General features: G+C 52.3%; 12 protein-coding genes. 6 read left to right on the top strand and 6 right to left on the bottom strand.

All coding sequences use genetic code 11. From position 1 onward, the window contains the following. Nucleotides 1–78: 78 nt before the first annotated feature. Nucleotides 79–1,023, top strand: coding sequence for an Rpn family recombination-promoting nuclease/putative transposase (locus FBY13_RS12675; protein WP_145394322.1), 945 nt, complete (start codon nt 79–81; stop codon nt 1,021–1,023). A 372-nt stretch (nt 1,024–1,395) separates the two neighbouring features. Beyond that, nucleotides 1,396–3,045 carry a malate dehydrogenase (quinone) gene (gene mqo / locus FBY13_RS12680; protein ID WP_145394323.1) on the top strand — a complete coding sequence of 550 codons (1,650 nt, stop codon included), beginning with the start codon at nt 1,396–1,398 and terminating at the stop codon, nt 3,043–3,045. A gap of 80 nt (nt 3,046–3,125) precedes the next feature. On the opposite strand, the gene FBY13_RS12685 is transcribed toward mqo, so the two are convergent. From FBY13_RS12685 to FBY13_RS12705, 5 genes are all read right to left on the bottom strand, one after another. Further along, on the bottom strand, nt 3,126–3,413 hold the full coding sequence (locus tag FBY13_RS12685; RefSeq protein ID WP_145394324.1) for a VF530 family DNA-binding protein: 288 nt from the start codon (nt 3,411–3,413) through the stop codon (nt 3,126–3,128). Between the two features lie 121 nt (nt 3,414–3,534). Continuing rightward, complete coding sequence (locus FBY13_RS12690) at nt 3,535–4,005, bottom strand: DUF1203 domain-containing protein (RefSeq protein WP_145394325.1); 471 nt, start codon at nt 4,003–4,005, stop codon at nt 3,535–3,537. A gap of 515 nt (nt 4,006–4,520) precedes the next feature. After that, on the bottom strand, nt 4,521–5,987 hold the full coding sequence (locus tag FBY13_RS12695) for an aspartate aminotransferase family protein (protein WP_145394326.1): 1,467 nt from the start codon (nt 5,985–5,987) through the stop codon (nt 4,521–4,523). Between the two features lie 14 nt (nt 5,988–6,001). Next, nucleotides 6,002–7,384 carry a diaminobutyrate--2-oxoglutarate transaminase gene (locus tag FBY13_RS12700; protein ID WP_063877053.1) on the bottom strand — a complete coding sequence of 461 codons (1,383 nt, stop codon included), beginning with the start codon at nt 7,382–7,384 and terminating at the stop codon, nt 6,002–6,004. A 466-nt stretch (nt 7,385–7,850) separates the two neighbouring features. After that, nucleotides 7,851–8,435: a TetR/AcrR family transcriptional regulator gene (locus tag FBY13_RS12705; protein WP_145394433.1), complete on the bottom strand. Its 585-nt coding sequence runs from the start codon at nt 8,433–8,435 to the stop codon at nt 7,851–7,853. A gap of 94 nt (nt 8,436–8,529) precedes the next feature. On the opposite strand from FBY13_RS12705, the gene FBY13_RS12710 reads away from it, so the two are divergent. Next, nucleotides 8,530–9,420 (top strand): ABC transporter six-transmembrane domain-containing protein, encoded by an 891-nt coding sequence (locus FBY13_RS12710; RefSeq protein WP_145394327.1) that lies wholly within the window; start codon nt 8,530–8,532, stop codon nt 9,418–9,420. Between the two features lie 89 nt (nt 9,421–9,509). Here the strand turns inward: FBY13_RS12710 and FBY13_RS12715 are convergent, their stop codons facing one another. Then, nucleotides 9,510–10,526: a lipoate--protein ligase A gene (locus FBY13_RS12715; protein ID WP_145394328.1), complete on the bottom strand. Its 1,017-nt coding sequence runs from the start codon at nt 10,524–10,526 to the stop codon at nt 9,510–9,512. 492 nt (nt 10,527–11,018) lie between these two features. Between FBY13_RS12715 and FBY13_RS12720 the strand changes: the two genes are divergently transcribed. From FBY13_RS12720 to FBY13_RS12730, 3 genes are read left to right on the top strand one after another with little or no spacing between them, the layout of a single operon-like run. Further along, nucleotides 11,019–11,522, top strand: coding sequence for a sugar dehydrogenase complex small subunit (locus tag FBY13_RS12720; RefSeq protein WP_063877058.1), 504 nt, complete (start codon nt 11,019–11,021; stop codon nt 11,520–11,522). Nucleotides 11,523–11,546: 24 nt separating this feature from the next. Further along, the gene (locus tag FBY13_RS12725; protein WP_145394329.1) at nt 11,547–13,151 is read left to right on the top strand and encodes a GMC family oxidoreductase; all 1,605 of its coding nucleotides are present in this window, start codon (nt 11,547–11,549) and stop codon (nt 13,149–13,151) included. Next, nucleotides 13,144–14,502, top strand: coding sequence for a cytochrome c (locus FBY13_RS12730; RefSeq protein WP_145394330.1), 1,359 nt, complete (start codon nt 13,144–13,146; stop codon nt 14,500–14,502). Before FBY13_RS12725 ends, FBY13_RS12730 begins: the two co-directional genes overlap by 8 nt. The last annotated feature ends 73 nt before the right edge of the window (nt 14,503–14,575 follow it).

Consider the following 14,575-nt stretch of genomic DNA (forward strand, 5'->3'; position numbering starts at 1 on the left):
AAATGTCTGTATGAATCGACAAATTCGGTTTTTCGCGCGTTCCCTTTACACCAGGATGCGATTTCAGAGTCAGGAAAGATGAAGAAAAAAAACACGACGCCCACGCCTCACGATGCGACCTTCCGACAGTTTCTTACACAGCCAGAGATTGCGCGGGATTTTATGGAATTGCACCTGCCTGCGGAATTACGGGCGGTTTGCGACCTCCGCACGTTAAAACTCGAATCAGGGTCATTCGTTGAAGATGACCTACGCCAATATTTCAGTGACGTGTTGTACAGCCTGAAAACCACCCATGGCGACGATGGCTACGTCCATGTGCTCATCGAACATCAGTCCTCACCTGATAAGCACATGGCATTCAGATTGCTGCGTTACGCTGTGGCCGCGATGCAGCGCCACCTTGAAGCCGGCCATAAAACATTACCGCTGGTGATTCCGGTCTTGTTCTATACCGGTAAACGTAGCCCGTATCCTTATTCCACGCGCTGGCTGGATGAGTTTCCCGATCCTGCGCTGGCCAGCAGGCTATACGGCGAGGCGTTCCCGCTGGTGGATGTCACCATCATTCCTGACGAGGAGATTGCTGAGCACCGCAGTATGGCGGCACTAACCCTGCTGCAGAAGCATATTCACCAGCGTGATTTAGCGGAGTTGGTGGATAAGCTGGTCCCAGTATTGCTGGCGGGCTATCTTTCTTCATCACAGGTCATATCGCTGATACACTACATTGTGCAGGCGGGCGAAACCGCCGATGCTGAAGCGTTGGTAAGAGAACTGGCACATCGCGTGCCGCAACACGGAGATGCACTGATGACCATTGCACAACAGCTTGAACAAAAAGGGATTGAAAAAGGCATGGAAAAAGGCATCCAGCTGGGTCGCGAAGAAGGCCGCTCTGAAGGGGAACGCGAAGCGACACTGAAAATTGCCCGCACAATGCTGCAAAGCGGCCTTGATCGTGAGACGGTAATGAAAATGACCGGGCTGAACGAAGACGACCTCGCGCTGATCCGTCACTAAGCGGTGCCCGTAGCGGCAGGCTATTGCCAGACAATGTAAATAGCCATTCGGCGTTTATTCGCAAACAGTTGTAAAAGCCCTTCAGGCTGCCTGCCAGGCTAATAGAGACGCAGAGTAAGGCCGGAGCTGCTCTTATTATTGTTTTTTAGCCTCACACAGAATATTTGTGTTAAGGCATTGAATATTGCGAAACGCCCGTTTATTGTGTGGTTAAAATATATCGATAACAAAGTTAACCTTTTGTAACTAAATTAACTACACCATCCTGCCTTTTAATTTTTTAACTATTTTCATATTAACTACGCAATAACAATATTTTAAAATTTCGGGACTTTTTTTTAACCAGTTCTCCACAAAAATCGTAGATCCCGAATGATTAAATCAACTAAATTTGTACCTGCATTGTCGCTTGCAGCGTTACTCGTTTCTTCAGTTACCCACGCTGAAAATTCACCAGAAAAAACAGATGTCCTGCTGATCGGCGGCGGTATCATGAGCGCCTCTCTGGGCACCCTGCTGGAAGAGCTGCAGCCTGGCTGGAAACAGATCATGGTTGAGAAGCTTGATGGTGTTGCGCTGGAATCCTCTAATGGCTGGAATAATGCCGGCACCGGCCACTCTGCCAACATGGAGCTGAACTACACGCCCGAGCGTGCAGACGGTTCTATCGACGTGACCAAAGCACTGGAAATCAATGAAGCATTCATGATTTCTCGCCAGTTCTGGAGTTCTCAGGTTAAAGATGGCGTGTTAAATAACCCGCGCTCGTTCATTAACTCAACGCCGCATATGAGCTTCGTCTGGGGTGATAACGTTGATTACCTGACCAAACGCTATGCTGCGCTGCAGAAAACCGTGCTGTTCCAGGGCATGAAATTCTCAACCGATCACAAGCAGATTGAACAGTGGGCACCGCTGGTCATGGAAGGGCGCGATCCACAACAAAAAGTGGCAGCAACCTGGACGCCAGTGGGAACCGATGTTAACTACGGTGAAATTACCCGTCAGTTAATTGGCAGCCTGAAGAAGAACGATAATTTCCGTCTGGAAACCTCTTCAGAAGTGACCGATTTCAAACGTAACGGTGATAATTCCTGGCACGTTACCATCAAAGACGCCAAAAACGGCGGCGAACGTACTGTCGACGCGAAATATGTGTTTATTGGTGCAGGTGGTGGTGCGCTTAAACTGCTGCAAAAAACCGGTATTCCGGAAGCCGACAACTATGCAGGTTTCCCGGTCGGGGGCTCTTTCCTGGTCACAGAGAACACTGCCATTGCCGATCGCCATTTAGCGAAAGTCTATGGCCAGGCGTCGGTAGGTGCACCACCGATGTCGGTTCCGCATCTGGATACCCGCTATCTTGATGGTAAACGTGTAGTGTTGTTTGGACCTTTTGCAACGTTCTCAACCAAGTTCCTGAAAAATGGTTCGCTGTTTGATTTACTGAGCACTACGACCACCAGCAACTTTATGCCGATGACGCACGTGGGCATGGATAACTTCGACCTGGTGAAATACCTGATCGGTCAGGTTATGCTGAGCGATGATGACCGTTTCGCCGCGCTGAAAGAGTACTATCCTGACGCGAAGAAAGAAGACTGGAAACTGATTCAGGCCGGTCAGCGCGTACAGATCATCAAGAAAGATGCGGAGAAAGGCGGCGTGCTGAAACTGGGTACGGAAATCGTGACCGATCAGCAGAAAACCGTTGCCGCCTTGTTGGGCGCATCGCCTGGCGCGTCGACCGCCGCGCCCATCGCGATCAATGTGATGCAGAAACTGTTCCCTGAACAATTCAAGTCAGCAGAATGGCAGGAAAAAATCCGTAAAATCGTTCCTGCCTATGGTCAGAAACTTAACGACAATCCTGCGCTCACGCAGCAGGTTTGGGATGAAACAGCAGCAACGCTGCAGCTGACCAAGCCACCGGTTATTCAGATGGGAAATCAGCCAACTGAAGCACCTGCCGCCAAAAGCGAAAAAGCACCTGCTCCAGCTAAGCACGATATGGCGCTGTAATGCTGTAATTGAGAAAAAACGAAGCCCGCGTCATTGATGACGCGGGCTTTTTTTACGTCTAAACAATGCGGTAAAAATTATCAGGTTTTATCGCCGCGCCAGTTAGCCCAGGGATCATCAGTGGCTGGGGGCGTAGAATCCGGCTCAGATTCACTCAATGAAGCCAGATAGAGCGCTTCCACTTCGGCACGCGCCCAGGGCGTTCGGCGCAAAAACTTCAGGCTGGACTTTACGCTGGGATCGCTTTTAAAACAGTTAATATTGATACGCTTGCTCAGTTCAGGCCAGCCATACTGTTCGACCAGGCTGTTGACCTGCATTTCAAGCGTAATGCCATGCAGGGGATCTTTAGAGGCGTGAACGTTCATCGTCTTTCCGCTTAATGCTGTCAAACCTTGATCCTGCGGGATGGCGTTGCATGGCGCAAGTGTTTACTGAACATAAACCCTGCTTGCCCTGAAGATCTGCTGCACGGATGCGGTAGAGAGGTTACGTAATGCGCTCAACCAGACAGGAATAACATCCCTGTTTTGCATTGTGCACCTGGATATAGCAGACCGCCGGGTTGGCAAAAAAACGCATTATCATCTCGTCTGCGGCGCTTCCTTCACAGATGTCTGCTTGTGTCAGATAATCATGCCCATCAAAACCCCGTAACGAAAGCAGCCGGTGCGTCATGACCGCAGGTATTTCATCTGTGTAAATTCCCTGCTGGGTCCAGTTTTCCCAAAGATAGATCGCATGAGAACCAAAATAGGGCGTTTGTGCCGGCTGATAGAGATGATTAATCAGCAGCGCGGTTTCGCCTGCCGGGATATCGCGCAGGGAAATTCTGTCGGGATAGCCAGGATGACTATCGACCTTTTTTCTTATCACCCCATGTTGTTTTAAATAGCCTTCATCCTGTCCATAAAGATGGATAAAGGGATCGGCTTTCAGGCCTGAGATTCGGTATTTCATTTCATCCTCCGCTAATTAACAGACGGACAGTATCCTCTGTTGGTCGGAAGTACTCGCTGTTTTCGGCCACAGAGATCGCTGCGTGAAGCCATTGGAGGATGGCGTTTTTTTGCAGTGCTATATCATGCTTCCTGCGTTAACAGAACTGTTTCAGGTGCGTTTCAGAGATGATTGACGTCAGCGATGGTGAGCATTGACCTGGCGCGTTTTTCCCGATGGCAGGGCCTGGAAAGGAATACACAACATCGGCATCTTGCCGGCTCTTCGCTTTGAAAAAGACCGAGGGGAAGACGGTTTACCCTGCAGGACGTCCATGAGGGCTGCAATGCAGGATGAGCGTGTTGTCTCCAGAGCACACAGCAGACGACGCCACGGTTGTCAGCCAGTAAAATGGAACAGGTACCAGGGGAAATGCCACTTTAATATCGGCGACAGTTGGTAAGGCGATAATGGCAGTAGGCAGGTCTGGCAGAAAGCAACCGTCCGGTGACACTGTCACCGGATGGTTATCGCACTTAGCGCAATGACTCGGCGGTTTTCTCCAGCAGCGCCAGCAGGACAGTGATATCCTCCAGCGTGACCGTTGGATTCAACAACGTCATTTTCAAACAGGTCACACCGTTGTGCTCGGTTACGCCAACGTTGGCGCGACCCGATTCCAGCAACGCATCACCAATACGCTGATTGAACAGGGCAACGTCTGCATCGCTCCAGCCCGTTAGCGGCTGTGGACGATAACGGAACAGCACGCTCGCCAGCTGTGGTTTCATTACCAACTCCAGCGCATCTTGCTGCTCAATAAACTGAGCGACCTGCTGTGCCAGGGTTACGCCATGATCGATGATCTCGGCATACTGTTTCTGGCCGAGGGCTTCCAGCCCCATCCACAGTTTCAACGCATCGAAACGGCGGGTGGTCTGCAACGATTTTGAGACCAGATTTGGCACGCCCTGCGCTTCATCAAACTCAGAGTTCAGGTACGCAGCCTGATAGCGCATCAACTCGTAGTGACGGGCTTCTTTTAACAGGAACGCCCCGCAGCTGATGGTCTGGAAAAACTGTTTGTGGAAGTCCAGCGTCACGGAATCCACCAGGTCCAGGCCATCCAGGTAATGACGATATTTCTCTGACAGCAGCAGCGCGCCGCCCCAGGCCGCGTCAACGTGCACCCAGATTTGTTGTTCTGCGGCCAGTTTGACGATATCACGCAGCGGATCGATGGCACCGGCATCGGTGGTGCCTGCCGTCGCGACAATGGCCAGCACCTGTTCGTTGTTGGCCCTGGCCTGTGCCAGTTTCTCCGCCAGATCGGTCATGTCCATGCGTGCAAACGCATCGCATTTCACCAACGTCACGGACTGATAGCCTAAGCCGAGCAGCGCCATGTTCTTTTGCACTGAGAAGTGGGCATTCTCTGAACAAAAGACTTTGATCTTTCTGAGATCGCCAGTCAGACCGTCCTGCTGTACAGAATGACCCTGACGGGCAAAGAACGCGTCACGCGCCAGCATCAAACCCATCAGATTGCTCTGGGTTCCGCCGCTGGTGAACACGCCGGCATCGCCCGCCTGATAGCCAACCTGGGAACGCAGCCATTCGATCAGCTTCATTTCAATGAGGGTGGCAGAGGGTGCCTGATCCCACGAATCCATACTCTGGTTCGTGGCGTTAATCAGCACTTCAGCCGCCTGGCTAATCACCAGACTAGGGCAATGCAAATGCGCAACACACTGCGGATGATGCACCGACAGGCTGTCTTTCAGGAAATACTCAATCGCGCGTTCGATGGCGACCTGGTTGCCCAGGCCCTCTGGATTAAAGTCCAGCTTGATGCGTTCGCGCAGTTCTGCAACCGTTTTACCCTGATACATCTCAGGCTGTTCCAGCCACTTAACGACTGCCGCACTGCTTTGTGCGATAGCCTGCTGGTAAGCCTCAGTGCTTTGCACTGAGGACGCCAGAATTGGATTTGACCGTGACATCGACTTTACTCCACTCAAACTGCTTCGACGCCAGCGGCAAGCAGGGCGCTTTCAAATTTATCCAGGAAGACCTGCATTTCATCATGATTGATCAGCAGGGAAGGCAGCAGACGTAATACGCTGCCGTGGCGTCCACCGCGCTCAAGGATCAGGCCATTTTCAAAGCATTTCTTCTGAATGAGAGCGGATAAATCACCATCAGCCGGGTAGCAGCCCATATGATCCTGCGCGTCGTTTGGCTTGACCATTTCAATACCGAGCATCAGGCCAAGACCACGCACGTTACCGATGGCCGGATAGCGTTGCTGCAGTTCGCCAAGTTTGCCTTTCAGCCACTCACCTTTTTCCGCGACGCTGTCAGCGATATTGTTTTCTTTCAGCAGCTTCAGCGTTGTCAGGCCCGTCGCCATCGCCAGCTGGTTGCCACGGAACGTGCCGGTATGATGGCCCGGTGACCAGGCATCAAACTGCTTTTTGATCCCCAGCACGGCTAACGGTAAACCGCCGCCTACCGCTTTTGACATCACGATAATATCGGGCTCAATGCCGGCATGCTCAAACGCGAAGAATTTACCGGTACGGGCAAATCCTGCCTGAACTTCATCCAGAATCAGCAGGATACCGTGCTCCTGCGTCACTTTACGGATGCGTTGCAGCCATTCAGCCGGTGCCGGATTCACGCCGCCTTCACCCTGAACCGCTTCAAGAATCACAGCAGCAGGTTTACGGACACCACTTTCAACATCGTTGATCAGGTTTTCGAAGTAGTAGGTCAGGGCTTTCACACCGGCGTCACCACCAATGCCCAGCGGGCAGCGGTACAGATGCGGGTAAGGCATAAACTGGACTTCTGGCATCATGCCATTGACGGCTTCTTTAGGTGACAGGTTGCCGGTAACAGCCAGTGCACCGTGCGTCATGCCGTGATAACCGCCGGAGAAGCTGATCACACCTGAACGGCCGGTGTGTTTCTTCGCCAGCTTGAGCGCCGCTTCGACCGCATCTGCGCCGGAAGGCCCAGTGAATTGCAGGCAATATTCTTTGCCCTGACCCGGTAACAGGGAGAGCAGATATTCTGAGAACGCATCTTTTAATGGCGTGGTCAGATCCAGAGTATGTAACGGCAAGCCGCTGGTAATGACATTTTGGATGCTTTGCAGTACGTCAGGGTGATTGTGACCTAACGCAAGCGTTCCGGCACCGGCAAGACAGTCAAGATACTGTTTGTTCTCGACGTCTGTGATCCAGACACCATTAGCTTTCGCAATCGCTAACGGTAATTTACGCGGATAACTTCGAACATTTGATTCAAACTCGGCCTGGCGGGCCAGATAAGTCTCATTGTTACCGTTTAATGTATTCGCATTCAAACTATCAATACGGACTTTATCCGTCATCATATCTCTCCTACAACCGGGCGTGGCATCACGCTGCAGTTGGATAAGTGAATAAAATTTAGAGCTCGTGTTAAAAACGCGGCCAATATAGGGTTTTTTAACACAGGACTCAATGATTAATTTTATAAGGATTTGTGGATGTATTTACTTTATAAACCAGCGACTTAGCCCGGAAAGGGAAGCGAGGTAAACCACTTATGTTAAAATGAGTAAACAATAAAGCGCCTAAAAACACCTGCTTACCGCATTCCCGTGAGAATCTGCCAGCGAAAAATAAAGTGTGTTAGCAAGCATTTCAGGACAGATAAGCGATAAAATTTGAGATTAATCAATCAACAAAATGTAAAACGCACGCCATCTGAATGACACACTAAAAAGCTAAGAATGAATATTCGTATAACTTCTATTTAACATTCCATTAAAGCCAATACGCGAGAAAAAGACGCTTTGCGTCCTTCCCGCTCCGTTAACGCATAAATTGTATAAAGTGATTAATGTCGGCCATTACCTGCTCAATTTTTTCTGGCGAAGATTTAATGCTCAACACATCAGCATAGCCATTAAGCATGGCATTGAGTTGGCGCGCGCTGCGCGCGACATCATCCGTATGAAAACAACCCTGTGCAACGCCAGCACGAATAATGTCACAGAGCAACGCATCCCAGCCCGCCGTAATCTTGTCGGCTAAGTCTGCATAATCGGCGTTATGTGCCGCTATCTGCCAGAAAGAAGCATAGAGCCGCCAGACCGAATCTGAAGTATCAGGTATATGGCCTTCAATCATACAGTGTAGTTGCTGCTCAGGTTCCAGGCCGGCCAGTTCAGCGGTAAATTCCTTTAACTCGCGCTGCATGAAGTGTTCCAGCGCGGTTAAGGTAAGCGTGTGCCAGTCAGGGAAATAGTGATAAATATGGCTACGCGATATACCCAGCGATTCCGTTAATTCCCGCGTCGTGGCTTTCTCAATGCCTTTTTCGATAAAAAGCGCGACGGCGCCTGTGAGGATTTTTTCTTTCAAGGTTTCCCCAGATGTTGCCATTGGTGCTTTCATCATCACTCCCGAATTGACTTTGAGCAAACGCTCAAATACGATGCGCTGGTACTTGAGCATTCGCTCAATTCTAACCGTTTAAGAAAAGAAAATCATGTGTTCTACCCGAACGACACCACCGGATCTCGCACCACCAAACGCTATTGCGACCTTAAAGCGGTTAGGTCGACGTCACAATAAAAAGCTCGCGCTCACTCTGCTTTTAGTCGTGGCAGAAAACGTCACCTACCTGCTTTATCCGCTATTAGCCGGGTTTGCCATAAACGCCATTGTCACCGGGCAGGCGCTCTATGCTGTGCTCTATGCGGCCATGGTATTTACGATGTGGGTCATCGGAGCCGCAAGACGCAGCGTCGATACCCGCTCCTTCGCCCGTATTTATGCCGAACTGGCGGTGCCGGTTATCGTGGCGCAGCGTCACGAAAAGCATAATGCGTCAACGGTTGCCGCTCGTGTGACGTTGTCACGTGAGTTTGTTGATTTTTTCGAACTTCATCTGCCCATGCTGATCACTTCTCTGGCATCGATCAGCGGCGCAGCCATCATGCTGCTGGTGATTGAATTCTGGACCGGCGTGGGCTGTGTGATCATTTTGTTGGTTCTTGCCTGTTTTTTACCCGGCTTCTCACGCAAGAATGAGGCGTTGTTTGGTCGTCTGAATAACCGGCTTGAAAAAGAGGTGAGTCTGGTGACGATGGCGCAGGCACCCACACTGGCGAAGCACTACGCTGTGCTGGCGCGATTACGTATTGGACTCTCCGATCGTGAGGCGCTGGGTTTTTTGACCATCGGTACGGCTGCGGCGCTGCTGTTTGCCTTTACGATCCTCGCCATGACCCGAAAAGGGATTGGTGATGCAGGACATATCTATTCCGTGATGACCTATCTGTGGATGTTCGCAATGAGCCTGGATGACGGGCCGCGTCTGCTTGAAAAATACTCGCAACTCAAGGATATAGGTCAGCGCGTGAATACAGGAAGCTAAGCGCGAAAGGGGCAACGGCACGGCAGTAACGTCGCCTGTCGTTGCCCACATGCTGGCGGGCTTTGGCAAAGGCAGCCGCGCATCACCTGTTAACTGACGCTTGCCACCAGCCATGGCGTCAGTTCGTCCAGTTCATGTTGCTGCAGTGGGTATTCCGCTTTTAACGCTTCAATGTGCTGCGCCATCACATCAGGTTGATAGGCTGCCCCCTGTAAGCGCGAGGCCAGCATTTCCAGAGGCGCAGGATTCAGGCTGTCACTGAAAATCTGGCAGCGGCTAATCGTGCCGCGCTCAACGTCAAAATGGATTTCCACACCGCCCCAGACGAAACGATTATCCAGTACGTGTGAAAAGTCCGGCGCCTGACCAAAATTCCATTCCCAATTGCTTTGCCGGGCAAACTGTTGTTCAAAGCCGGGCAGATTGGGCAGCCGGTCGGGTGAGATGTGCTCGGGTTCACAGCGCGTGGCAAAATGTTCAAAACAGGCTTCAGTGATAGCGTGGCAGATATGTTCGTAGCGAATATCGGGAACCAGGGTTTGCAGATTGGTTACGCGTGCACGCACCGAGGCGATCCCTTTAGCCTGTAATTTTTTGCTATCCGGATTGAGATAATTTGCCAGGCGTGACAGATCGGCATCCATCAGGATTGTGCCATGATGAAAGCCACGATCGGGGGTTTCACGATAAGCCGAACCGGAAATTTTGCGCACGCCTTCATCCGTATCGATCACCAGGTCGTTGCGTCCGGACGCCTGCGCATTCACCCCCAGCTTTGCCAGTGCCTGCAGGATGATGGCGGTTGAGACACTTTTGTCATACTCGGGTTTGCCCGCCATAAATGTAAAGCAGCAGTTTCCCAGGTCATGGAATACCGCTCCGCCCCCGCTGCTGCGCCGCGCCAGTTTGATGCCATCCTCTGCCATTCGACGCGTATTACACTCTTTCCACGGGTTTTGCGCCCGACCAATCACCACGGTTTCTGCATTTCGCCACAAAAACAGTACCCGCTGGCTCGCCGGCATCTGGCGAAAAATACACTCCTCCACCGCCAGGTTGAACCAGGGATCGTTCGATTCTGATAACAGTAAACGCAAAGGGGGCATTATCGACTCCGTTTCCTTGAGAAATTCTGCCGCTACAGTAGGACAGAAGAGCAGTTTACTTCAGCCAGCCCCAGAGGCAATTGCCTCAGGACAGGCTGACGGGCTAAGCGGAGATCGTGATGCCGTGCAGCATGGCCGGTTCTGCGGGTGAGTTCCGCTTTGTATCAAATTTGTTTAATATCGATTTAATATATTTATAACCCAAACAACTATCAGGTTTATCCTCTGCAGATTGTTATGATTTGGTTAATTACCAGTGGATTATTAAAAAAGAGACGTCCATGATTCGCAGGCATGGAGAGAATCGGATGACGTGATTCTGCAACCTCAGTTGATTTTCTCTTACGCGCAGGTTCAGGCGCGAACGCGTCAGGCTTTCGCTCTTAACCCAGGCGGCGACATGTCTGACATCATGGGCACTACCCTCATCATAACCCGTATTCCGCAGACTGATTTGCTGCCAGCGACAGGCGGCTTTTACTGGAAGATATTATGAATCACTATTCACGCCGCCGCGTGCTGAAGATGGTCGGACTGGTGGCTGTGACCAGCGCCGCCGGACATCTGCTCCCCCTGGCCCGCCTTAATGCCGCACAACCGGACGCCCAGGCAGATGAGCTGGACGTTTTCATGCAGGTTTCTCAGCAACTCACACAGCGGGATGAGCTTAACGAAACCGTGGGCAGTGCGCTCTATGACACCTTAAGCCAGACGCAAAAGAATTTCTCGGCTGCACTGGTACATTTAAGTAACCTGCTGACGCGTCAGACCGATCTGTTGCAACAGGAACGTTTGCAGTTTGCCGAGAGCGATGCGGGCTGTGCGAAGCTGGCGGGCGCCATTCTTAGCGGTTGGTACACCGGGGTGGTGGGGAAAGGTAAAAATGCGCGATACATCACCTACATCAACACCCTTGCGAATCAGGTCGTCAATGACAAACTGGTTCCGCCGAGCTTCTCATATGGCGTCTGTGGCAGTTGGGCGAGTCAACCGTGATCCTTTTTAAGAGTAATGTCATCAATGAAGAAGAATGAGTCGGCTGATGTCGTCGTGATTGGCGCGGGCGTGAATGGCGCATTGCTGGCTACCCGATTGGCTAAAGCCGGTAAAACCGTTGTATTACTTGAGTCCGGGCCGAAAGTCGGCCGGGATGAGCTGGTCGAGCGCTTCCGTAGCTCCGCCTTTAAGTCTGACTTTATGTCGCCTTATCCCTTTTCGCCCATGGCGCCGCAGCCGCGATATACGCCTGAACCCAACGACTATCTGCAGCAATTAGGCCCGCAGGCGTTTAATGCACAGTACATCCGCATCTTTGGTGGCACCAGCTGGCACTGGGCTGCCCAACTGTGGCGCTTTGTGCCCAATGATTTCCAGCAATACACACGTTATGGCGTGGGAAAAGACTGGCCGATTGGCTATCAGGATCTGGAACCCTATTACTATGAGGCGGAAGTTATCGCTGGTGTCGGGGGATCGCCGGATAACGGATCGCCACGTAGCAAGCCTTTCCCGATGGAGCGCGTACCGGCGTCATGGCTACAGCAACGTGTAACGGCACGGCTCGCGCCAGATTTCACCGTGCTGGATGACAGCACGGGGCGCAACAGCCGTAGTTATGATGGTCGACCAGCCTGCTGCGGCAACAATAACTGTATGCCGTTGTGCCCGATTGATGCCCAGTATCATGGCGGGCTGGCCGCCCAGCAGGCAGAAGACAGCGGCGTCCAGGTCATTACCGAGGCGGTGGTTTATCAGCTTGAACACGATGCGCAGGGCAGGATTGTTGCCGCGAACTATTATGACTGGAATAAAACCAGCCATCGCATCACGGCACAGACATTTGTCCTTGCGGCCAACGCGATTGAAACGCCGAAGCTGTTACTGATGTCCACCAGCGATAAATTTCCGCAGGGAATTGCCAATGCCCGGGATACTGTCGGGCGTCATCTCTGCGATCATCCCGCGATTGGCGTCACCTTCGACGTAGATGAGGAGATCTGGCCGGGACGCGGCCCTGTCAGCCCGTGCTCGATTGGTCAGTTCAGAGACGGCGAATTCCGCCGCGAACATGCGCCATTCCGTCTGGATATCTCCAATGCCTCGCAGGTGGCGGCGGTGACAAAAGAAGTGCTGGAAGAGGGATACTTTGGTAAAAAACTCCAGGAGCAAGTCCGTTTCCGTGCGGCACGCCGTCTTAGCATTAAAAATGCGCTGGAGCAGCTCCCCAATCCTGACAATCGCGTGACCTTAAGCCGCAATAAAGATGCATTGGGATTACCCACACCTGCGTTGTTCTGGGATGTGGATGACTATGTGCAGAAAGGCACAGAAAAAACGCGTGAGTGCTATGACGCGATAGCGGCCAAGCTTGGCGCAACCAATATCCAGCACAGCAAAAGCGGCAAATTCTCCAATCGCCAACATATCACCGGCACCCTGTCGATGGGGCACGATCCCGCCACCAGCGTAACTGATGCCTGGGGACGGGCGCACGATCATGAAAATCTGTTCATGGTCGGTACCGGCGTGATGCCAACGGTTGGTACCTGTAATGTTACGCTCACCGCCATGGCGCTTGCGCTGCGCACCGCTGACAAGATTTTGCAGGAGACACAGCATGGGTAAGCGATTAAGTCGGTTACTGCCTTTAGTGGTGCTCATGCTCACTGCAACCCAGGGCAGTGTGCAGGCAGAAAGCCAGACTGACCTTATAAAACGGGGTGAATACCTTGCTGTCGCCGGGGATTGTGCTGCCTGCCACACAGATGAAGGCAAGGCACCCTTTAGCGGCGGACATGCCATTAGTAGCCCGTTAGGGATCATTTTCAGCACCAATATTACGCCATCAAAAACGGCCGGCATAGGTGACTACAGTGAGAAACAGTTTGCCGATGCGCTACGCAGGGGCATGCGTGCCGATGGCAGCCATCTTTATCCCGCCATGCCTTACACTGCTTATGCCAAAGTGAGCGACAGCGATGTTTCGGCGCTTTATGCTTACTTTATGCATGGCGTCAAAGCTGTTGACACACAGCCGGAGAAAACTGCGCTGCCTTTTCCGTTCAACCTGCGTTTTAGTATGGCTGCATGGAATTTACTGTTCCTCGACACCAAACCCTTCAGGCCCGATCCCAGCCAGTCAGCAGAATGGAACCGTGGCGCTTATCTGGTCGAAGGATTAACCCACTGCAGCACCTGCCATACGCCGCGGAATTTTTTGATGGCGGAGCAACAGAGCAAATCGCTACAGGGTGCTTCTTTGGGAACCTGGTTTGCGCCGGATATCACGGCGAATACCTTACAGAGTGACGATCAGTGGTCACGAGAATCGCTGGCTGCCTATCTGGCGAGCGGTCACGCCGATAACGGGGCGACCGCAGCGGGTCCGATGCTTGAAGCCATCGATAAAAGCTTTTCCAGGATGACGCCGGAAGACCGGAACGCGATTGCGACCTATCTGATGCCTGTCGCCGAGCAGGAAGACAGCGATGCCGACACCGAGTCAGATGTACAGGAACCGGCCAGCGGACTCACACCAGTAACCGGTGATGATACGCCAGATATGTTATCGGACATGACGGATGGCGAGCGTGTTTACCGCAATAATTGTGCCTCGTGCCATAACCTGGAAGGACAGGGCTTAACAGGATTCCCCGCCCTGACTAAACATCCGGTATTAGAGAAACCTACGGCGGATAACGTTGCGATGGCTGTGCTTGGCGGTGTCTGGCCAGCGAAGGGGCAGGGTATGATTGGCTTTGCCCATACGCTGGATGATACGCAAATTGCTGACGTCACCAATTATGTTATGCAGGATATCGGTAACAGTGCGGTGCGCATTACCCCGGACCGGGTGAAATCACTGCGTCAGGGCGGCGAGCCATCACTACTCTTGCCGCTAGCCCGCGCAGGCATAGCGGTGGCTGTGCTGGCGGTCGTACTGCTGCTGTTTTGGTGGTGGCGTCGCCGACGCTAGTCGCTTTTTCTCCACGTCCCCGTGGACGTGGAGAATCGCCGTGACATCGGTATGGTCCCCGGATAAGACCCGG

This window comes from Pantoea sp. SJZ147, from assembly GCF_007828605.1.
GTDB lineage: Bacteria > Pseudomonadota > Gammaproteobacteria > Enterobacterales > Enterobacteriaceae > Pantoea > Pantoea allii.